Below are 20,625 nucleotides of genomic sequence, written 5' to 3' on the forward strand. Positions count from 1 at the left end.
TAGAGCAAGGGGCGGGCCAGTGCGTTGCAGCTCAGGCAAATCAAGGCCTTGCGCGTTTTTTGTCGGACGGATGGAGTGCGGCTGTGACGCTTTCGGTACAGCTGGCGTGACACTTTGTACCGATTCTGACACGGCCTGTGACCGGGCGGTCTTGCCAGCATTGCAATGCTGGCCCGGCTGGAGGATGCTCGGGCAATCACAAGGACTGACGCGGCAGCTCCTACAGGGAGCGTGTACACCTTTCGGGGGGAGAATAATAAGAAATGCACGACAACCATTTGAGTCGCCATGCCCAGCAGGTTCTGACCGTTACTCAGGGCAAGGCCCACCTGCATGGCCCTGGCAGTGATCCGTCCATCGCCCGCTCCTGGCTGCGCTGCCTTGAGGACTATCACCTCGACCCGGCCTTGAGCATCGCACCGACGGTGCTGGAACACGGTCGTGTCCTTGAAAGTCGCGAACGCTTGCAGCAAGTGCTGCACATCGCTGGCAATGAAATGACCAGCCTGCACCAGCAACTCTCCGGTGCCGGCCATGCAGTGCTGCTGACCGACGCCCGCGGCGTGATCCTCAATTGCGTCACCGCGCCTGCCGAACGACAGATTTTCGAGCGTGCCGGGCTCTGGCTCGGCGCCGACTGGAGCGAGGCCTGCGAAGGTACAAACGGTATCGGCACCTGCCTGGTGGAGCGTCAGTCGCTGACCATCCATCAGGACGAACACTTTCGCGGCCGCCACACCGGCCTGACCTGCTCGGCGAGCCCGGTCTTCGATCCCCATGGCGAATTGCTGGCCGTGCTCGACGTGTCGTCGGCGCGCCGCGATGTGTCGCGGCAAAGTCAGTTCCACACCATGGCGTTGGTCAATCTGTCGGCGAAGATGATCGAGAGCTGTTACTTCCTGCGCTGCTTCGACAACCAATGGCTTCTGCGTTTTCACTTGCAGGCTGAGTCCGTCGGTTTGTTCAGCGAAGGTCTGCTGGCGTTCGACGGAGAAGGGCGCATCTGCGCGGTCAATCAGAGTGCGCTGAACCTGCTGGGGCATATTCGCGGCGGCTTGCTGGGTAAACCGGTGGAAGCGTTTTTCGATTGCTCGCTCGATGAGTTGCTGGGGCGGGCGAGTATCAATGCCGCAGCCAGTTGGCCATTGCGTACCCGTGATGGTCGCAAGTTGTTCGCGGTATTGCGCGGCGAGGCGCGGCGGTCGCTGCCGATTCCGATGGAGCCTGCTCCCAAGGCTGCACCGGCACCGCGCCTGTCGGGCATTTGCCTGGATGATGCGACCTTGCAGGCCGACTTTCGCAAGGCCTTGCGCGTGTACGAGCGCGACGTGCCATTGCTGATCAACGGCGAAACCGGGTCCGGCAAGGAGGCCTTTGCCAAAGCGCTGCACCACGCTAGCCAGCGGGCGGAGAAAGCCTTCGTCGCCCTCAATTGCGCGGCCATTCCCGAGAGCCTGATCGAAAGCGAGCTGTTCGGTTACCGTGGCGGCAGCTTCACCGGTGCGCGCAAGGAAGGCATGCGTGGCAAGTTGCAACAGGCCGACGGCGGGACCTTGTTCCTTGATGAAATCGGTGACATGCCACTGGCCCTGCAGACGCGATTGCTCAGGGTGCTGGAGGACCGGCAGGTGGTGCCGATCGGTGGCGAGCCGGAAGCGGTAAACGTGCGGATCATCAGCGCCACCCACCGTAATTTGCTGGATCGCGTGCAGGACGGCAGCTTCCGCGAGGATTTGTATTACCGCCTCAACGGGCTGGAAGTCGCGCTGCCGGCTTTGCGTGATCGCAGTGACAAATCGCAGTTGCTCGATTTTTTACTGGCCGAAGAGGCGCACGGAGAAGCGGTGTCGATTGACGGGCCGGCACGCGAGGCCTTGTTGGGATTTGCCTGGCCAGGCAACGTGCGCCAGTTACGAAATGTGCTGCGTACGCTGGCAGCTCTGTGTGAGGGCGGACGGATCGGCCTGGAAGATTTGCCGGCGATGATTCGACAGGCACGGCCGGTGGTGTCGACGATTGAAGAGGTGTCGGAGCATCCGCTGGAAGATGCCGAGCGGCTGGCGTTGCTCACGACGCTGGAGCAGACGCGCTGGCATATGACGCATACGGCGGAGCAGCTTGGGGTCAGTCGCAATACCCTGTATCGCAAGCTGCGTAAGCACGGTATCGCCCGGTAAACCGTGTCGCGGCCATTCGCGAGCAAGCCCGCTCCCACCCTGGTTCTATAGTGAACACAACTGTGTGAACACCTCCGAGCAAAATGTGGGAGCGGGCTTGCTCGCGAAGGCGTCTTCAGATCTGAAACATCAGGTGCGATTTTCCCTACCCTACGCTAACCTGCGGCCATGTTTTAAGAGGTCGACTAATGCACATTCATATTCTGGGTATCTGCGGGACTTTCATGGGCTCGATGGCGGTTCTGGCCAAAGAGCTGGGCCATCACGTGACCGGCTCCGATGCCAACGTCTATCCGCCGATGAGTACTCAGCTGCAAGCCCAGGGCATCGAGTTGACTCAAGGCTATGACCCGGCGCAACTCGATCCGGCCCCCGATCTGGTGGTGATCGGCAACGCCATGTCCCGGGGTAACCCGGCGGTGGAGTACGTGCTGAACAAAGGCCTGCCGTACGTTTCCGGCCCGCAATGGCTGGCCGATCACGTGCTGCAAGGTCGTTGGGTGCTGGCCGTTGCCGGTACGCACGGCAAGACCACCACCAGCAGCATGCTGGCCTGGGTGCTGGAGCATGCAGGCATGGCCCCGGGCTTCCTGATCGGCGGCGTACCGCAAAACTTCTCGGTGTCGGCACGCCTGGGTGATACACCCTTCTTCGTCATCGAAGCCGACGAATACGACAGTGCGTTCTTCGACAAGCGCTCCAAGTTCGTACATTACCGCCCGCGCACGGCAATCCTGAACAACCTTGAGTTCGATCACGCGGACATCTTCCCGGACCTGCCAGCCATCGAGCGCCAGTTCCATCACCTGGTGCGGACCATCCCGAGCGAAGGCCTGGTGATTCATCCGACCACTGAACCGGCGTTGCAGCGAGTCATTGAAATGGGTTGCTGGACCCCGGTGCAGACTACCGGTGCCGGCGGTCAGTGGCAGGTCAAATTGCTCAGTGAAGATGGCTCGAAGTTCGAAGTGATGTTCGACGGTGTTGCCCAGGGAGTGGTCGAGTGGGACATGACTGGCCAGCACAACGTCGCCAACGCCCTGGCAACCCTTGCCGCCGCACGCCATGTCGGTGTGGTGCCGTCCATGGGCATTGCTGCGTTGAGCGCCTTCAAAAGCGTTAAACGCCGGATGGAGAAAGTCGCGGAAGTCCGTGGCATCACCATCTATGACGACTTCGCTCACCACCCGACCGCCATCGCCACCACGCTGGACGGCCTGCGCAAGCGCATCGCCGATGCACCGTTGATCGCGATCATCGAGCCACGTTCCAACTCCATGAAGCTTGGTGCGCACCGTGACGGACTGCCGGAAAGCGTGGTCGATGCCGATCAGGTGATCTGGTACGCACCCGCCAACCTCGGCTGGGACCTGGCGGGCACTGCGGCGCTGTGCACTGTGCCGTCGATTGTCAGCGATTCCCTTGAGGGCATCATCGATCGTGTGAAGAGCCAGGCCCAACCCGGCACTCACGTGGTCATCATGAGCAACGGCGGCTTCGGCGGCCTTCATGGCAAGTTGGCCGAGGCACTCAAATGAACAACGGCCCGGACCGCATCACCCTGGCGATGACCGGCGCTTCAGGCGCCCAGTACGGTTTACGCCTGCTCGACTGCCTGGTGCGGGAAGATCGTGAAGTGCACTTCCTGATTTCCAGGGCGGCGCAGTTGGTGATGGCGACCGAAACCGACGTCACGCTGCCGTCCAAACCGCAGATGATGCAGGCATTCCTCACCGAATACACGGGGGCCGTTGCCGGGCAGATTCGGGTGTACGGCAGGGAAGACTGGATGTCGCCGGTGGCCTCGGGTTCCGGTGCGCCAGCGGCGATGGTGGTGGTGCCGTGTTCCACTGGCACCTTGTCGGCGATCGCTACCGGCGCCTGTAACAACCTGATCGAGCGTGCCGCCGATGTGACGCTCAAAGAGCGTCGCCAGCTGATTCTTGTGCCTCGCGAGGCGCCGTATTCGAGCATTCACCTGGAGCACATGCTCAAGTTGTCGAACATGGGCGTGACAATCCTGCCGGCATCACCGGGCTTTTATCATCAGCCGCAAACCATCGACGACCTGATCGATTTCGTCGTGGCACGGATCCTTAACTTGCTGAATATTCCACAGGACATGCTGCCGCGTTGGGGCGAGCATCATCTGACCAGCGATGAATAAGCTGCTGGTGATGGTGCTGGCGCTGCAATTGGCCGGGTGCGCCACGGTGCGTACACTCGATGCAGCCAAGCCGGGGGCGCCGGTGGTGTACGCCGGGACGCGGCTGGATTTGTATGCGATGAATGGCGGTTGTTGCGCGATGGACCGTTTCGGCGCGCAAGCGCCGAGCTATCCGGGCGTTGATCTGCCGGCCAGTGCGTTGCTCGACACACTGCTGTTGCCGCTGTCGTTGCTGACGGTGATCGGGGTGAATTTTCAGGCAACGGGTGGGTTGTAAGGGCGCGTTGTGGCGAGGGGGCTTGCCCCCTCGCCACAGGTCCGCGGATTATTTTCCGAGTTTGCGCAACTCATCCGACTCGACAATCCGCACGCCGTCCTGCTCTTCGAGTGCAAGACGCCACATGGCGCGGGCCAGTTGGCAGGCTTCGATGCCGTGGTATTTGCCGGGGATCAGGCGTGACAAGGGGCCGGCGACTTTCTCGGCCAGGCGCGGCTCAACGCGATCACCCAGCAACAGCGAAGGGCGGCAAATAGTCAGCTGCGGCCAGTCCTGCGCGCGCAATGCGTACTCCATCTCGCCTTTGACCCGGTTGTAGAAAATCGAGGACCTGCGATCGGCTCCCAGCGCACTGATTACGATCAGGTGCCGTGCGCCCATCTCCCGTGCGCGTTTGGCGAATGCCACCACCATGTCCAGGTCCACTGCGCGAAACGCCTGCTCCGAGCCTGCCTGCTTGATCGTGGTACCCAGGCAGCAATAGGCTATATCGACCCGCCCGTTCAGTTGTGGCAGGAATGCCGTCGGGTCGCCGACCGGGTTTTCCAGGTGCGGGTGTTCGGCCAGTGGCCGGCGTGAGGGGGCCAATACCCGGGTGATCGTTGGCTCGCTGAGCAAGCGATCGAGCAGATGTTCACCCGTCAAACCGGTGGCTCCGGCGAGCAGCACATGCTGAGGCGTCAAGTACATAGTGTTTCTCCCTTGATACTGTTCAGCTTAGTTGCTGTTTGCATCCTTGCTTTGCATGGATGCACTTTGCAGCGCTTTTCGTGCCTGTTGTTTGCGCAATAGTTGCCAGTGCGAGAGGACGGTTTTCGGTGCCCAGATCTGAGGTTCGGAGGCTTCGAAGCCGTCCGCCAGCTCACGTTCGGCGACAGTGGCCTTGGCCCGTTTGAAGGCTTGTTCCAGATCATCGGTCTGGTTCAGGGCCTGGACGAACAGGGCATCGCCGAAGTAGGTGAAGTTGGCTTCCTCCGAGCAGCCGAAGGAGACTCGGTCGGCCCGCGAGGCTGTCATGAGCAGGGTCCGTTCATCCTTGAGCGCGGGGATGAAACCGCCGGAGTAGCAGGACGAAATCACGATGACCTTGTCGCGGTTTTTCAGCGGGGCGAGAACAGCGGCCAATTCGTCGGCTGGCAGATCGGCCAGTTCCATGCGCGGCTGGTCCAGTACCAGTTCGTGTTCGCTGGTGCCATGGCTGGTCAGGTAGATAAAAATCAGGTCTTCCGGACCGCTGCGTTCGGCCAGCGCCAGGGCGGCGCGACGCAAGTTCTCGCGGGTAGCCATCGGGCGGTCGGCGAGGTGGTCACGATGGTTCACCAGGCGGATCTGGCCGAAGGCGCCGAAACGGGTGGAGAGCATATTGGCGACGTAGTCGGACTCGCGCAGAAACACGCTTTGCTTGCCATCACCGCCCAGGGTCAACGAATACAGCTCCACCGCCGGGGTCGAGGGTGGAATGTTGGCCAGCGCTGCGTCGAGCAGGCGCCCCTGTGCCAGCAGACCGAGTTCGAGTGTGTCGGGCAACAGTTTGCCCTCGGCGTCGCGCACGCGCTGGCCATTGATCCAGGTGCCGCTGAGCACAGTGCCATCGGTCAGCACCAGCGTGCCCCGCCCCTGATAGCTGTCGTTGTCGAACTGGCCGGTGTAAAAGCTGCCGTCGGCGAGGTTCAGTCGGCCCTGGCCGGAAAAGCGCCAGTCGTTGAAGTGGCCGATGTAGTGGCTGCCGTCAGTGCCGATCAACTCGCCCTTGCCGTTCAGCGAACCTTCCTTGAACTGGCCCAGCCACACATCGCCGTCGGCGTTTTCGTAGCGGCCTTTGCCGTGCAGTTGATTGTTCTTGAAACTGCCGACATAGATGTCGCCATCGGCGCTGTTGAACGTGCCGTTGCCTTCCAGTTGGCCGTCGACAAAGTGCCCGGTGAACTGATTGCCGTTACCGTCACCGCGCTGGCCTTCGCCATTGGGTTTGCCGTGGGCGAACTGGCCCTGATAGGAGCTGCCGTCTTCGAGTTCCAGGCGACCCAGGCCGGCGTACTGATCGGCCTTGAACTCACCGCGGTAGCTCATGCCGTTTTCTTTGAGCGTGCCTTCGCCGTCGCGGCGACCCGCCTTGAAGCCGCCGCTGTAGCTGTTGGCGTTGGTGGTCAGTGCTCCCTGACCGTCGAACAGTCCCTGATTGAACTGCCCGCGATAGACTTCGCCATTGCTGCCATGCCATTCGCCCTGGCCCTGCCACTGGCCTTTGTCGAATTCTCCTGCGTACCAGCTGCCGTTCGGGTAGTCGATGCGACCCTTGCCTTGCAGCAAGCCATTGACCAGGTCACCGCGATAGCGTCCGCCGTCCGGCAGGCGTGCGTCGGGGGGCAAAGGCGATTCGCCGTCGCCGCAAGCGGTGAGCATCAGGGTCAAGGCAAGGAGTGCAAGTGGGCGCATAGCGGATTCCGGGCAATTAGGCGAAGGAGTATGCCGCAGCCATGGGTCCTTATATAGGGCGAGGTACCGCAAGAGGGCGCGAAACAGCAGGCGCTGCTTCGCATCCCGGAAGGTTTACACGAAGCACAGGGACAGGGGTTCGGCGATATACGCCGGTTTGTCCGAACCTTCGATTTCCAGGGTGGTGGTGGCCTTGAGCAGCCATTGGCCGGGTTTCTTCTCGATGACTTCGGTCAGGTCGACCTTCAGCCGTACCCGCGAATTGACCTTGACCGGCTGGATGAAGCGCACGCTGTCGAGGCCGTAGTTGACCACCATCTTCAAGCCTTCGGGCATGACGAGGATGTCTTCCATCAATTTCGGAATCAGCGACAACGACAGAAAGCCGTGAGCGATAGTGCTGCCAAATGGCGTTTGCGCGGCCTTGACCGGGTCGACGTGGATGAACTGGAAATCCCCTGTGGCTTCGGCGAACAGGTTGATGCGGTCCTGATCGATGGTGAGCCATTCGGAACGTCCAAGTTCCTTGCCGACATAATCTTTGAGCTCTGCAACTGGAACATAGGGCATTGAGACTCTCCTTGGGTTCATCGGTTTTATAGTTTTGAGTTGGGGGGATTTGACCTCCCGGCTTACCACTTTAGATCAACATGGCTGAACGCTGCGGTCAACTGGCCATGCTTTTGGCGAATGCCGGTCCATAGCGCGAGCATGCTTATAATGCCAAGCCAATGCGGGTGACGGATTTTGCGGGAGATCTTTGATGCTGTTACGGGGCCTGACGTGGCTGGTGCTGTTCCAATTGCTCGGCACGGCGATCAATCATTTGTTTCTGCCTGTGCTGCCGGGGCCGATTGTGGGGTTGCTGCTGTTGCTGGTGTACCTCATCTGCCGCGGACAGGTCGGCGAGCCACTGAACCTGGCGGCCGGCAGCCTGCTGCGCTACCTGCCGCTGTTGCTGGTGCCGCCGGCCGTGGGCGTGATGGTGTATGCCGCTGATATCGCGGCGGACTTCTGGGCCATCGTCGGTGCGCTGGTGTTGTCGCTGTTGCTTTCGATGGCCTTCGCCGGGGTGCTGATGCAGCGCATGGTCAAGCGTCACGCGCACTCCGAGGACAACCAATGATTTTCGACTGGCACGGCGCCTGGGCCTCGGTGATTCACCATCCGTTATTCGGCATCGGTATCACCCTCGGTGCCTATCAACTCGTCCTTGCGGCATTCGAGAAAACCCGCTGGATCTTTTTGCAGCCGGTGCTGGTCTCCATGTTGCTGGTGATCGGTGTGCTGGTGGGTTGCGGCCTGACTTACGCCGAGTACCGCAAGAGCACCGAGATCTTGAGCATCCTGCTCGGTCCGGCCACTGTCGCGCTGGCGGTGCCGCTTTATCTGAACCTGCGACGGATTCGGCAGTTGTTCTGGCCGATATTTACTACGCTGGTGATAGGCGGGGTGGTGGCCACGGGGATGGGCGTGTTGCTGGGCTGGTGGTTCGGTGCCGAGCACATGATCCTGATGACCATGGCGCCGAAGTCGGTGACGTCGCCGATTGCGATGCTGGTGGCTGAACAGATCGGTGGGGTCGCGGCGCTGGCAGCGGTGTTCGTCCTGATTACCGGTGTGATCGGGGCGATTTTCGGCCCGGCCCTGTTGACTCGCCTCGGTGTGCACAGCCCGGAAGCCAGGGGCATGGCACTGGGCATGACGGCCCACGCGGTCGGCACGTCGGTGGCGTTGCAGGAAAGTGAAGAGTGCGGCGCCTTCGCGGCGCTGGCGATGAGCCTGATGGGTGTGGCCACGGCGGTTTTCCTGCCGCTGGCGGTGTCGATGGTCGTGTAAGGAAATGTCTATGAGTCTGCCGCTTTTTCCGTTGAACACAGTGCTGTTCCCAGGTTGCATCCTCGACTTGCAGATCTTCGAGGCGCGCTATCTGGACATGATCGGCCGCTGCATGAAGCAGGGTGGCGGGTTCGGCGTGGTGTGCATCCTCGACGGCGAAGAAGTCGGAATCGCCCCGGCCGGCTACGCGCTGGTGGGTTGTGAAGCGCTGATCACTGATTTCAAACAGCAGGACAACGGCCTGCTGGGGATTCGGGTGCAGGGCGGGCGGCGCTTTCACGTTTTGCGCACCGAAGTGCAGCGGGATCAGTTGACCGTTGCCGAGGTCGAGTGGCTGGAAGACGAGCCGGAGCAACCGCTGCAGGACGAGGATGCCGATCTGGTGGCGTTGCTCAAGGCCCTGGCTGAACACCCGATGGTCGAGGCCTTGAACATGGGCACGGAGGCGACCGGGCAGCAATCGCTGGCTAATCAGTTGGCGTACCTGCTGCCTTTCGCTGAGCTGGACAAGATCGACCTGCTGCAACTCGACGATCCACAGCAGCGACTGGATGCGATTCAGGCATTGTTGGATGAATTACAAGGTGAGTTGTTTGCTTAATTATTTTGTTCTGATTTTAAAAGTTTGAGGTCTTGTAGTGGAGAGTTGTTTTATTTAAGTTCTCCGTGTGCCCCAGGTTTGGGGTTGATAATAACAAGGAGAGTTTAAATTATGAATAATGATGTTGTTGATGTGGCGTTGATTCATCACTCGCAGGAGAAAGAATCTTATTTGATTCGGTTCCTTGTCTGGAGTCAAATGGCCGATGAGTTGCTTGAGGTCAATCCGGATGCCAGATATGTTGACGTCAGGGATAAGGTGGGAAAGGAGCTTGATACCATATTCCGACAATATTATGGGCGCTTGGATAAATACCTTGAGAAGCGCGGTGAGGACTTTATGAATGGGCTTCCGCCTTTGAGTTAAACATGTGTTGTTTCAGGTTGGTGGGTCGCTTCAAAGGTTAAAAGCCAAATAATCGCTTGTAAAAACAATCCCGATCATTACGATCGGGGTTGTTTTTTTGGGGGGGTAAGTTGGTGTGCAGCGTAAGTAGCACGCTTAATAAGCATATCTCAACATCGTATGCGGCAAATGCCGCAACACGAAGAACCCGAACAATGCCACCAAGGCTGGGAGTACCAGCCACCAGACCTTGGGCGGCAAGGCGTTGAGCGGTTCCTTGCGCTGGATCAGCCACAGGCTGGCCCCGCAGACACACGCCGCCAGCATTGCGCCGGCCAATACATCCGTCGGCCAATGCGCACCGAGGTAGACACGCGAAAGCGAAATCGCCAGTGCGGGCAGGCATCCCACCAATAACCAGGTCAGGCGCATCCGGGGCGGTTGCCCGCGGCCGGCCAGAACGGCGAGGGTGAGGAACAGCGCGAAAGACCCTGAAGCATGGCCGCTGGGCATGCTGTAGCTGGTGAGCGGATCGCTCAACACTTCGGGGCGCAGGCGGGCGAAAAAGTATTTGGTCGCGGTATTGGCCAGGGCCGTGAAGAGCAGTGTGCTGCCCGCGAAAATCGCGTGCCGCCATTGCCGCATCAGCAGCAGCAAACCGGTCAGCAGCGCACTGAACAGCAACATGTTGCGGAATTCGCCGATCAGCGTGAAGACCACCGCCACTTCATCCAGCAACGGTTTACGATGTTCCTGCACCAGTGTCATCACGCCTTGATCGAGTGCGGACAGGTGCGAATATCCGATAAACAGCCCCGCCAGAATCAGAAGACTCATCCCTGTAATGAACAGCGTCGCGCGGCGATGTCGGCGCAGGCTGCTGGTCGCGCTCAAGCCGACCATCAGAGCAATGCTGCCGGCAACAACCCCGGCCTGGAGCCAGAAGCCTTCGGGCAACGGCAAGCGGATTGCCGCGCCCGTGGCCCAGCCAGGCATCAGATAAGCCACCGACCAGCCTGCGCCGGCCAACAGGCTGACGGCGAAGAAACGCGGGAAAGGCATGTCGCACATTCCGGCCACCATCGGCAGCATTGGCCGCAGGGGGCCGATAAAGCGCCCAACCAGCAGGCTGGCGATGCCGTAGCGCTGGAAATATGACTCGGCCCCGGCGATCCATTCCGGATGATGGCGCAAGCCCGGCAGGCGCCGGATGTTCTGATGGAAGTGCCGCCCCAGAAAATACGAAACGACGTCACCCAGCACCCCGGCGACGAAACCCAGCAAGAGCGTCTCACTGAGCGTCAGCGCGCCACTGCCTGCCAGTACCGCCACGGCGAACAGCAGCACCGTGCCGGGAACGATCAGCCCGGCAATCGCCAGGCATTCCACAAAGGCTACGATGAATACCGCTGCTGCCAGCCATTGCGGGTTGAGCGCCAACCATCCGGTCACGCTATCGAGCCATGGGCCCATAAAAACCACTCCATCAAATGTTCAATTGCTTCCAGGGGATGAGTGCAACGTTGAATGCGCCACTGACCCCTGTGGGAGCGGGCTTGCCCGCGAATGGGACCTTTCGGTCGATATTGACGTTGCCTGACACTCCGCCTTCGCGGGCAAGCCCGCTCCCACAGGAGGTTCCGTTTGCATCAAGTCTGAGTCAATTTCAGGACAGCACAAAATAATCGCGACCTTCGACTTGCCCTCGACGCAGCGGGTTCCGCGTGCAGTAAGCCGCGTAGGTTCCGTCGACGAAGCGGTACATCAGGTGTTCATCGCGTCCGTGAGGGATACCCAGACGTGTGGTCTGGATGATGTGGGCGGGCGTCTGGCCGACATGCTCCACCAGCAGCACTTCATGGTCGAAGCGTTTGGCGTCCCACACCGGAACTTTCAGACCCAGCGCCTTGCAGAGCAGGGTTTGCCCGGCGCAGAGCTTTTGTGACGGGCGAGGGTGACCCTGGGCGTCGGGATTGTTCAACAGCATCTGTGCCAGGCTGGCCGGCCCGCTCAGTTCATCCACCCACGGATAGGCAGACTTGATCAGCACGGCGTTACCGGGCCCCTGGGCGCTGAAATTAAGGGAGTCTCCGCCCCGGGCGTAATACATATAGATGTGGCCGCCATCCAGAAACAAAGCCTTACGCTTTTCTGTGTAGCCGAGGGACGCGTGGCTGCCTTTTTCCGCGCAGTAATAGGCTTCGGTCTCGATGATCCGGGCGCTGAGCCACAGGTCGCCCACTCGATGGCGAATGATTTTGCCCAGTAAGTCCCGGGCCAGAGTTTGCGCGTCACGGTCGAAAAACGCGTCCGGGAGGCCCGTGGGCAGGCTCACGGCGGACGCTCGAACAGTCAGGTTGGACATGATGACCGGCATTTGTCAGGGCTGAATGAGTCGTGATGATAACAATTTGCAGCTTAATCCCGGCTGAACGTCGGCAAATACCCCTCCATTTCGACCATCCGCCCGTCACCGCTGTTAGTCCCGGGACGCGACAGCTATAATCTGCCGCTTTACTCTTTACCAAGACCTTATCAAAGACCACGCCAGACCATGACTGAGTCCGTTCTTGATTACATGACCCGCCTGGGTTGCGCTGCCCGCGAAGCTTCCCGCGTGATCGGCCGCGCCAGCACCGCGCAGAAAAACCGCGCCCTGCAGGCCGCTGCCAATGCGCTGGACGCTGCCCGCACCGAACTGACGGCGGCCAATGAGCTGGATCTGGCCGCCGGTCGCGCCAATGGTCTGGAGCCGGCCCTCCTTGAACGTCTGGCGCTGACACCGGCGCGTATTGACGGCATGATCGTCGGCCTGCGCCAGGTGGCGGCCCTGCCGGACCCGGTCGGCGCGATCCGCGACATGAGTTTCCGTCCGTCGGGTATTCAGGTCGGCAAGATGCGCGTGCCACTGGGCGTGATCGGAATCATCTACGAGTCGCGGCCGAACGTGACCATCGATGCCGCCAGTCTGTGCCTGAAGTCCGGCAACGCGACCATCCTGCGTGGCGGTTCAGAGGCCATTCATTCCAATCGGGCCATCGCCGCCTGCATCCAGCGCGGCCTGGCCGAAGCCGGTCTGCCCGCCGCCGTGGTGCAAGTGGTTGAAACCACGGACCGAGCTGCCGTCGGCGCGTTGATCGCCATGCCTGAATACGTCGATGTCATCGTGCCCCGTGGCGGCCGAGGCCTGATCGAGCGCGTCAGTCGTGATGCCCGCGTGCCGGTGATCAAGCACCTGGACGGCATTTGCCACGTTTACGTGAGTGAGCACGCCGACCTGGCCAAGGCCCAGCGCATCGCGTTCAACGCCAAGACGTATCGTTATGGCATCTGCGGTGCCATGGAAACGCTGCTGGTGGATCAAACCGTCGCCAAGGATTTCCTGCCCGCGATGGCCGCCCAGTTCCGCGAAAAAGGCGTCGAGCTGCGCGGTTGCGAGCGTACCCGGGCGATCATCGATGCCGTGCCGGCCACCGAGGAAGACTGGAGCACCGAGTACCTGGCGCCGATTCTGTCGATCCGCGTGGTCGACGGTCTGGAACAGGCCATCGAGCACATCAACCGTTACGGCTCTCACCACACCGATTCGATTGTCAGCGAACACCAGGGCGACACCCGGCGTTTCGTGGCTGAAGTCGACTCGTCGTCGGTGATGATCAACACCCCGACATGCTTCGCCGATGGCTTCGAATACGGATTGGGTGCCGAGATCGGCATTTCTACTGATAAGCTGCACGCCCGTGGCCCGGTGGGCCTCGAAGGACTGACCTGCGAGAAGTACATCGTGGTCGGCGACGGGCAGCTGCGCGGACAGGAGCCGGTCTGACTTGGGCGACTTCGACCCGTCAGCCCCGGTCATCGTCAGCGAGCCAGCCCCTCGCCGCATTGGCGTGCTGGGCGGAACGTTCGACCCGGTGCACATCGGCCATTTGCGCGGTGCACTGGAAGTCGCCGAAACCCTGGCGCTTGATGAGCTGCGTCTGACACCCAGTGCCAGGCCGCCCCATCGGGACAAGCCGCAGGTGTCGGCAAAAGACCGTCTGGCGATGGTTGAGTGCGCGGTGGCCGGTGTGGCGCCGTTGGTGGTGGACGCCCGCGAATTGCAGCGGGACAAACCGTCCTACACCATTGATACCCTGGAACTGATGCGCGCCGAACTGGCCGTATCCGACCAGGTTTTTCTGCTTTTGGGCTGGGACGCTTTTTGCGGCCTGCCCACTTGGCATCGCTGGGAAGAGTTGCTCCAGCATTGCCATATCCTGGTGTTGCAACGCCCGGATGCCGACAGCGAACCGCCGGATGCCTTGCGCAACCTGCTGGCAGCGCGCTCGGTGAGCGACCCGCTGGCCCTCAAAGGGCCGAGCGGACAGATTGCATTCGTCTGGCAGACACCGCTCGCGGTATCCGCCACCCAGATCCGTCAACTGCTGGCCAGCGGTAAGTCGGTACGTTTCCTGGTGCCCGACGCGGTCCTGGCCTACATCGATGCGCACGGGCTCTACCGTGCGTCGAACTGAATAGGAGTGCCTCAAGGCACGTGGCAACAACGTGTATTGAAGCGCCCGAACAAACGAGCAAAACGAGTTTTATATGACGAGCAACAACGAAAGCAAAGTAAAACGCAAAGGCACATTCAAGAGCGCCCCGCTGCCGGAAAAGGTCCTCGCCGCCGAGCCGCCTAAGGGCGACGAACTGGTCAAGATCGCCGTAGCCGCCCTGGAAGACGTCAAGGCCCAGGACGTGCTGGTGATCGATGTTCGCGACAAGCAGAGCATCACTGACTACATGATCATCGCCACCGGTACCTCCAACCGCCAGATCGGCGCGATGCTGGACAAGGTCCGCGAGGCCGTCAAAGCCCTGGGCATCAAGCCGCTGGGTGAAGAAGGCAAGGGCGACAGCGACTGGGTGTTGTTGGACATGGACGACGTGATCGTTCACATGATGACTTCCAACGCCCGTCAGTTCTACGACCTGGAGCGCCTCTGGAAAGGTGCCGAGCAGAGCCGTGCGGCCGATGGCAAGCACCACAGCCCTGAAGTTGGTCACGAGCACTTCAACAAGCTCAACAAAGACCAGGAATAAGGGACCGCTGTGCGACTGCGACTGATCGCCGTCGGTTCACGCATGCCCAAGTGGGTGGAAGAAGGCTGGCATGAATATGCCAAGCGTCTTCCGTCCGAACTGGCGCTGGAACTGGTGGAAATACCGCTCAATACCCGTGGCAAGAATGCCGACGTGGCCCGCTTCATCCGTCAGGAAGGCGAAGCCATGCTGGCCAAGGTCGGGCCGAACGAGCGCGTTGTTACCCTCGAAGTCCATGGCAAGCCCTGGAGCACCGAGCAACTGGCGGTCGAACTCGATCGCTGGCGGCTGGACTCGCGCACCGTCAACTTCATGGTCGGCGGCCCCGAAGGGCTGGCGCCGGAAGTCTGTGCCCGGGCCGACCAGCGCTGGTCGTTGTCGCCGCTGACCCTGCCGCACCCGTTGGTGCGGATTCTGATCGGCGAACAGTTGTACCGTGCCTGGACCGTGCTGTCCGGTCACCCTTACCACAAGTAGTTCTGCCCTCATGTCCCAGCCGATCCGCATCAAGGACCACGAAAAAGACGCCCGTCTGGTGCGTGGCCGCGTCGTGTTCGGGGCCATTGCAGTGGTGGCGCTGATCGGCGTGCTGATTGCGCGCCTGTATTTCCTGCAGGTGATCCAGTACGACTACCACTCGACCCTGTCGGAAAACAACCGCGTCCATGTGCAGCCGATTCCGCCGACCCGTGGCTTGATTTTCGACCGCAATGGCGTGGTGATCGCCGATAACCGGCCCAGCTTCAGCCTGAGCATGACCCGCGAGCGGTCCGGCGACTGGCAGCAGGTGCTCGACGTGATCGTCGAAGTGCTGGAACTGACCCCCGAGGATCGGGTGATCTTCGAGAAGCGCATGCGTCAGGGGCGCCGGCCGTTCGAGCCGGTGCCGATCCTGTTTGAGCTGACCGAAGAGCAGATCGCCCGGATTGCCGTGAACCAGTTCCGCCTGCCGGGCGTGGAAGTGGTCGCGCAACTGGTTCGTCACTACCCGCAGGGCGCGCACTTTGCGCACTCGGTGGGCTACATGGGGCGGATCAACGAGAAAGAGCTCAAGTCGCTGGACCCGGTCAACTACAGCGGCACCCACCACATCGGCAAAACCGGCATTGAGCGCTTCTACGAGCCCGAACTGCACGGCCAGGTGGGTTACGAGGAAGTCGAGACCAACGCCCGGGGCCGCGTACTGCGCGTGCTCAAGCGTACCGATCCGATTCCCGGCAAGGACATCGTCCTGAGCCTGGACATCAAATTGCAGGAGGCCGCCGAGGCTGCGCTCGGTGGTCGCCGTGGCGCGGTGGTCGCGCTGGACCCGAAAACCGGCGAAGTGCTGGCGATGGTCAGCCAACCGAGTTTCGACCCGAACCTGTTCGTCACCGGCATCAGTTTCAAGGCCTATTCCGAGCTGCGCGATTCCATCGATCGGCCGCTGTTCAACCGCGTGCTGCGCGGTCTGTACCCGCCGGGCTCGACCATCAAGCCCGCGGTGGCGATTGCCGGTCTGGATGCCGGCGTGGTGACGGCGTCGACCCGAGTGTTCGACCCCGGTTACTACATGCTGCCCAACTACGATCACAAATACCGTAACTGGAACCGTACCGGCGACGGCTTTGTCGACCTCGACACAGCGATCATGCGTTCCAACGACACCTACTTCTATGATCTGGCGCACAAGCTGGGGATCGACCGGTTGTCGGCGTACATGACCAAGTTCGGCATTGGCCAGAAAGTCTCCCTGGACATGTTCGAAGAGTCGCCGGGGTTGATGCCGTCCCGCGAATGGAAGCGTGCGACCCGTCGCCAGGCATGGTTCCCGGGCGAGACGCTGATTCTGGGGATCGGCCAGGGCTATATGCAGTCGACTCCGTTGCAGTTGGCCCAGGCCACCGCACTGGTGGCCAACAAAGGCATCTGGAATCGTCCGCACCTGGCCAAGACCATCGAGGGTGTGAAACCGGTGGATGAGAATCCGATGCCGGACATCATCCTGCGCGACCCGTCGGACTGGACCAAGGTCAACCACGGCATGCAGCAGGTTATGCATGGTGCCCGTGGTACGGCGCGCAAAGCCTCGATCGGCGCGCAATACCGAATCGCCGGCAAGTCGGGTACGGCCCAGGTGGTCGCGATCAAACAGGGTGAGAAGTATGACCGTTCCAAGGTTCAGGAGCGCCATCGCGACCACGCCTTGTTCGTTGGCTTCGCGCCGGCCGACGATCCGAAAATCGTGGTGTCGGTGATGGTCGAGAACGGCGAGTCCGGTTCCGGTGTCGCTGCGCCAGTGGTGCGTCAAGTCATGGATGCCTGGCTCTTGGACCAGGACGGTCGGTTGAAGCCCGAATACGCCAGCCCTATCAGTGCAGAGGCTACAGCCCGTGATGAATAACTTCGATCGCATGCTCTCCAGTGAGGATGTGATGCGTCGCCGTGCGACGCTGCTGCAACGCCTGCACATCGACGGCCCGCTGCTGATCCTGCTGCTGACCCTCGCCGCCGGCAGCCTGTTCGTGCTGTATTCGGCCAGCGGCAAGAGCTGGGATCTGCTGGGCAAGCAGGCCACTTCGTTCGGCATCGGCCTGGTGTCGATGATCGTCATCGCCCAGTTCGAGCCGCGCTTCATGGCGCGCTGGGTGCCGTTGGGCTACGTGGTCGGGGTGATGTTGTTGCTGGTGGTGGACATCATGGGCCACAACGCCATGGGCGCTACCCGCTGGATCAACATTCCCGGGGTGATCCGCTTCCAGCCCTCGGAGTTCATGAAGATCCTGATGCCGGCGACCATTGCCTGGTATTTGTCCAAGCGCACCTTGCCGCCCCAGCTCAAGCACGTGGGCGTCAGTCTGATGCTGATCGGCGTGCCGTTCATTCTGATCGTGCGGCAACCGGACCTTGGCACCTCGCTGCTGATCCTGGCCGGCGGCGCTTTCGTGCTGTTCATGGGTGGCTTGCGCTGGCGCTGGATCCTCACCGTGCTGGCTGCCGCCGTTCCCGTGGCGATTGCCATGTGGTTCTTCATCATGCACGACTACCAGAAGCAGCGAATCCTGACATTCCTCGACCCGGAGAGCGATCCGCTCGGTACGGGCTGGAACATCATCCAGTCCAAGGCCGCCATCGGCTCCGGTGGTGTGTTCGGCAAGGGGTGGTTGCTGGGCACCCAGTCGCACCTGGACTTCCTGCCGGAAAGCCATACCGATTTCATCATTGCCGTACTGGGTGAAGAGTTCGGCCTGGTGGGGATCTGTGCGTTGCTGCTGATCTACCTGCTGTTGATTGGCCGCGGTCTGGTGATTACTGCCCAGGCGCAGACATTGTTCGGCAAGTTGCTCGCGGGCAGCCTGACCATGACGTTTTTTGTTTATGTTTTCGTCAACATCGGTATGGTCAGTGGCCTGTTGCCGGTGGTGGGGGTGCCGTTGCCGTTCATTAGCTACGGAGGAACTTCGCTGGTGACGCTGCTGTCAGCGTTTGGGGTTTTGATGTCGATCCATACCCATCGCAAGTGGATCGCGCAGGTTTGAATAAGGTGAAATTTTCAATGCAAGTAATGCGTGGCTGGGCGACTCGATATGCGCCATGGGTCAGCCTGGTAAGCATCCTTGGCAGCGGGCAGGAAGCGTTGGCCGGCGACTACGAAGGCTCACCCCAGGTGGCCGAATTCGTCGGTGAAATGACCCGCGACTACGGTTTCGCCGGTGAACAATTGATGGGCGTGTTCCGCGAAGCCGAGCGCAAGCAGTCGATTCTGGACGCCATCTCGAAACCTGCCGAACGGGTCAAGCAGTGGAGCGAGTATCGCCCGATGTTCATCACTGATGCGCGCATAGCCCGCGGGGTGGACTTCTGGCGTCAGCACGAAGCGGTGCTTGCGCGTGCCGAGCAGGAGTACGGCGTGCCGGCCCAGGTGATTGTCTCGATCATCGGCGTTGAAACCTTTTTCGGCCGTAATACCGGAAATTTCCGGGTGATCGATGCCTTGTCGACACTGGGTTTCGACTATCCTCCCCGTGCCGAGTTTTTCCGCAAGGAATTGCGTGAGTTCCTGCTGCTGGCCCGCGAAGAGCAGGTCGATCCGTTGACGCTCAAAGGCTCATACGCTGGCGCAATGGGGTTGCCGCAATTCATGCCGAGTAGTTTTCGCGCGTATGCGGTGGATTTCGACGGTGATGGCCATATCAATATCTGGACCAACCCGGACGATGCCATTGGCAGTGTCGCCAGTTACTTCAAGCGTCATGGCTGGGTCGCTGGCGAACCGGTGGTCAGCCGCGCCGATGTCCGTGGCGATCAGGTTGACGAAGGTTTGACCGCAGGCATCGAACCGACGAAAACCGTCGGGGAGTTGCGAGCCCTGGGGTGGTCAAGTCATGATGCGCTGCGCGATGATATGCCGGTTACTGCTTTCCGCCTGGAAGGCGACAATGGCCCCGAGTACTGGATGGGCCTGAAGAATTTTTACGTGATCACGCGTTATAACCGCAGCGTGATGTACGCCATGGCCGTACATCAACTGTCTGAACAGCTGGTCCAAGCACGGGGCGTCAAGTAATGCGGGCATTGCCTATCAATAAACCCCTGAAGCTGATGGCATGCGCCGCGCTGGCAGTGCTGGTCGCCAGTTGTTCGACCAGCCGCGCGCCGGCCCCGAAGTCCACCACCGCCGTACGCGCGACGCCGGGGCTGGACATCAACCGTGCCCACAAGGATGGCGCGCCATGGTGGGACGTCGATGTGTCGCGTATCCCGGACGCCACGCCGACCCTGCACACCGGTCCGTACAAGGCCGCCCCGTACTCGGTACTGGGCAAAACCTACTTTCCGCTGCAAGAGTCCAGGACCTACGTGCAGTCGGGTACGGCGTCTTGGTACGGCACCAAATTCCATGGCCAGAACACCGCCAATGGCGAAGTCTATGACCTGTACGGCATGAGTGCCGCTCACAAGACTTTGCCGCTGCCAAGTTACGTTCGGGTGACCAACCTGGACAACAACAAGACCGTGATCCTGCGGGTCAACGACCGTGGGCCGTTCTACTCCGACCGGATCATCGACTTGTCGTACGCGGCCGCCAAGAAGCTCGGCTACGCTGAAACCGGCACCGCACGGGTCAAGGTCGAGGGCATCGATCCACAGCAATGGTGGGCTGCCAAGGGCCGTCCGGCACCATTAATGCTCAACGAACCGAAAGTCGCGCAGAATAGCGCCCCGGTGATCACGGCTTCGGCCGGCACCGTCGAGCAATGGACTCCGCCGCCGCAGCAACACGCCGCTGCGGTAGTGCCGGTTCAGCTCGATGCAAAAAAAAACGCTTCTGCACCAGCCTCTGGCCAGTATCTGCAGGTGGGCGCGTTCGCCAACCCGGACGCTGCAGAACTGCTGAGGTCGAAGCTCAGCGGGATGGTGAGCGCTCCGGTGTTCATCAGCTCGATCGTGCGCAATCAGCAGACCCTGCATCGGGTGCGCATGGGACCGATCGGTTCGCCGGGTGAAATTGCCCAGGTACAGAACAGCGTGCGCCTGGCCAACCTTGGTTCGCCAAGTGTGGTCACGGAGTAAGCAACACGTAGAACTTGATTGACGATTCACCAGCGATTGGGGGGTGAATCAGGTTGTTGGCTCGTTGAAGAACAAAAGCCCGGCAAGGGTTACAGAGTGAGCAACTGAACACGCGATGACTCGTTAGAAAGTCATCTGATTAGTT

At 60.9% G+C, this 20,625-nt stretch carries 21 protein-coding genes; 16 read left to right on the top strand and 5 right to left on the bottom strand.

The window, feature by feature from the left end; genetic code table 11:
* Nucleotides 1-263 precede the first annotated feature (263 nt).
* The 4 genes from AC3WN7_RS03390 (at nt 264) to AC3WN7_RS03405 (ending at nt 4,621) form a co-directional block, all read left to right on the top strand.
* Nucleotides 264-2,177, top strand: a complete 1,914-nt coding sequence (locus AC3WN7_RS03390) for a sigma-54-dependent Fis family transcriptional regulator (protein WP_102673669.1) — start codon at nt 264-266, stop codon at nt 2,175-2,177.
* 188 nt (nt 2,178-2,365) lie between these two features.
* The gene (mpl, locus tag AC3WN7_RS03395) at nt 2,366-3,715 is read left to right on the top strand and encodes a UDP-N-acetylmuramate:L-alanyl-gamma-D-glutamyl-meso-diaminopimelate ligase (protein ID WP_095965729.1); all 1,350 of its coding nucleotides are present in this window, start codon (nt 2,366-2,368) and stop codon (nt 3,713-3,715) included.
* On the top strand, nt 3,712-4,344 hold the full coding sequence (gene ubiX / locus AC3WN7_RS03400; RefSeq protein ID WP_102673668.1) for a flavin prenyltransferase UbiX: 633 nt from the start codon (nt 3,712-3,714) through the stop codon (nt 4,342-4,344). Before mpl ends, ubiX begins: the two co-directional genes overlap by 4 nt.
* Entirely contained in the window at nt 4,337-4,621 is a 285-nt protein-coding gene (locus AC3WN7_RS03405) for a YceK/YidQ family lipoprotein (RefSeq protein WP_102673667.1), read from the top strand. The genes ubiX and AC3WN7_RS03405 overlap by 8 nt, the downstream gene beginning before the upstream one ends.
* Nucleotides 4,622-4,669: 48 nt before the next feature.
* Here the strand turns inward: AC3WN7_RS03405 and AC3WN7_RS03410 are convergent, their stop codons facing one another.
* The 3 genes from AC3WN7_RS03410 to AC3WN7_RS03420 form a co-directional block, all read right to left on the bottom strand.
* Nucleotides 4,670-5,311 (bottom strand): oxidoreductase, encoded by a 642-nt coding sequence (locus AC3WN7_RS03410; RefSeq protein WP_102673666.1) that lies wholly within the window; start codon nt 5,309-5,311, stop codon nt 4,670-4,672.
* Between the two features lie 27 nt (nt 5,312-5,338).
* Nucleotides 5,339-7,057, bottom strand: coding sequence for a C13 family peptidase (locus AC3WN7_RS03415; protein ID WP_102673665.1), 1,719 nt, complete (start codon nt 7,055-7,057; stop codon nt 5,339-5,341).
* 114 nt (nt 7,058-7,171) lie between these two features.
* Entirely contained in the window at nt 7,172-7,627 is a 456-nt protein-coding gene (locus tag AC3WN7_RS03420) for a MaoC family dehydratase (RefSeq protein WP_008001099.1), read from the bottom strand.
* A 193-nt stretch (nt 7,628-7,820) separates the two neighbouring features.
* Between AC3WN7_RS03420 and AC3WN7_RS03425 the strand changes: the two genes are divergently transcribed.
* From AC3WN7_RS03425 to AC3WN7_RS03440, 4 genes are all read left to right on the top strand, one after another.
* Nucleotides 7,821-8,183: a CidA/LrgA family protein gene (locus AC3WN7_RS03425; protein ID WP_015096984.1), complete on the top strand. Its 363-nt coding sequence runs from the start codon at nt 7,821-7,823 to the stop codon at nt 8,181-8,183.
* Nucleotides 8,180-8,896, top strand: a complete 717-nt coding sequence (locus tag AC3WN7_RS03430) for an LrgB family protein (protein ID WP_007975911.1) — start codon at nt 8,180-8,182, stop codon at nt 8,894-8,896. The genes AC3WN7_RS03425 and AC3WN7_RS03430 overlap by 4 nt, the downstream gene beginning before the upstream one ends.
* Nucleotides 8,897-8,906: 10 nt before the next feature.
* Nucleotides 8,907-9,497, top strand: coding sequence for an LON peptidase substrate-binding domain-containing protein (locus AC3WN7_RS03435; protein WP_007998442.1), 591 nt, complete (start codon nt 8,907-8,909; stop codon nt 9,495-9,497).
* Nucleotides 9,498-9,608: 111 nt separating this feature from the next.
* A complete protein-coding gene (locus AC3WN7_RS03440; RefSeq protein ID WP_095965725.1) occupies nt 9,609-9,863 on the top strand; it encodes a hypothetical protein in 255 nt (84 codons plus the stop codon).
* Nucleotides 9,864-9,998: 135 nt separating this feature from the next.
* Here the strand turns inward: AC3WN7_RS03440 and AC3WN7_RS03445 are convergent, their stop codons facing one another.
* The gene (locus AC3WN7_RS03445; RefSeq protein ID WP_095965724.1) at nt 9,999-11,315 is read right to left on the bottom strand and encodes a bifunctional DedA family/phosphatase PAP2 family protein; all 1,317 of its coding nucleotides are present in this window, start codon (nt 11,313-11,315) and stop codon (nt 9,999-10,001) included.
* Between the two features lie 193 nt (nt 11,316-11,508).
* The gene (locus AC3WN7_RS03450) at nt 11,509-12,219 is read right to left on the bottom strand and encodes a DNA-3-methyladenine glycosylase (protein WP_173862056.1); all 711 of its coding nucleotides are present in this window, start codon (nt 12,217-12,219) and stop codon (nt 11,509-11,511) included.
* A 177-nt stretch (nt 12,220-12,396) separates the two neighbouring features.
* Here AC3WN7_RS03450 and AC3WN7_RS03455 point away from each other — a divergent pair, with 177 nt between their 5' ends.
* From AC3WN7_RS03455 to AC3WN7_RS03490, 8 genes are all read left to right on the top strand, one after another.
* Complete coding sequence (locus AC3WN7_RS03455) at nt 12,397-13,668, top strand: glutamate-5-semialdehyde dehydrogenase (protein ID WP_095965722.1); 1,272 nt, start codon at nt 12,397-12,399, stop codon at nt 13,666-13,668.
* A 1-nt stretch (nt 13,669) separates the two neighbouring features.
* Nucleotides 13,670-14,359, top strand: a complete 690-nt coding sequence (gene nadD, locus AC3WN7_RS03460; protein WP_095965721.1) for a nicotinate-nucleotide adenylyltransferase — start codon at nt 13,670-13,672, stop codon at nt 14,357-14,359.
* A 73-nt stretch (nt 14,360-14,432) separates the two neighbouring features.
* Entirely contained in the window at nt 14,433-14,927 is a 495-nt protein-coding gene (gene rsfS / locus AC3WN7_RS03465) for a ribosome silencing factor (RefSeq protein ID WP_007975896.1), read from the top strand.
* A gap of 9 nt (nt 14,928-14,936) precedes the next feature.
* Nucleotides 14,937-15,404: a 23S rRNA (pseudouridine(1915)-N(3))-methyltransferase RlmH gene (gene rlmH, locus AC3WN7_RS03470; RefSeq protein ID WP_007937439.1), complete on the top strand. Its 468-nt coding sequence runs from the start codon at nt 14,937-14,939 to the stop codon at nt 15,402-15,404.
* A 10-nt stretch (nt 15,405-15,414) separates the two neighbouring features.
* Nucleotides 15,415-17,310 (top strand): penicillin-binding protein 2, encoded by a 1,896-nt coding sequence (mrdA, locus tag AC3WN7_RS03475; RefSeq protein WP_102673664.1) that lies wholly within the window; start codon nt 15,415-15,417, stop codon nt 17,308-17,310.
* Nucleotides 17,311-17,341: 31 nt separating this feature from the next.
* Complete coding sequence (gene rodA, locus AC3WN7_RS03480) at nt 17,342-18,445, top strand: rod shape-determining protein RodA (RefSeq protein ID WP_049810841.1); 1,104 nt, start codon at nt 17,342-17,344, stop codon at nt 18,443-18,445.
* Nucleotides 18,446-18,462: 17 nt separating this feature from the next.
* Nucleotides 18,463-19,473, top strand: coding sequence for a lytic murein transglycosylase B (gene mltB / locus AC3WN7_RS03485; RefSeq protein WP_102673663.1), 1,011 nt, complete (start codon nt 18,463-18,465; stop codon nt 19,471-19,473).
* Nucleotides 19,473-20,480: a septal ring lytic transglycosylase RlpA family protein gene (locus tag AC3WN7_RS03490; RefSeq protein ID WP_095965718.1), complete on the top strand. Its 1,008-nt coding sequence runs from the start codon at nt 19,473-19,475 to the stop codon at nt 20,478-20,480. Before mltB ends, AC3WN7_RS03490 begins: the two co-directional genes overlap by 1 nt.
* Nucleotides 20,481-20,625 lie beyond the last annotated feature (145 nt).

The organism is Pseudomonas sp. FW305-70 (genome assembly GCF_058783925.1).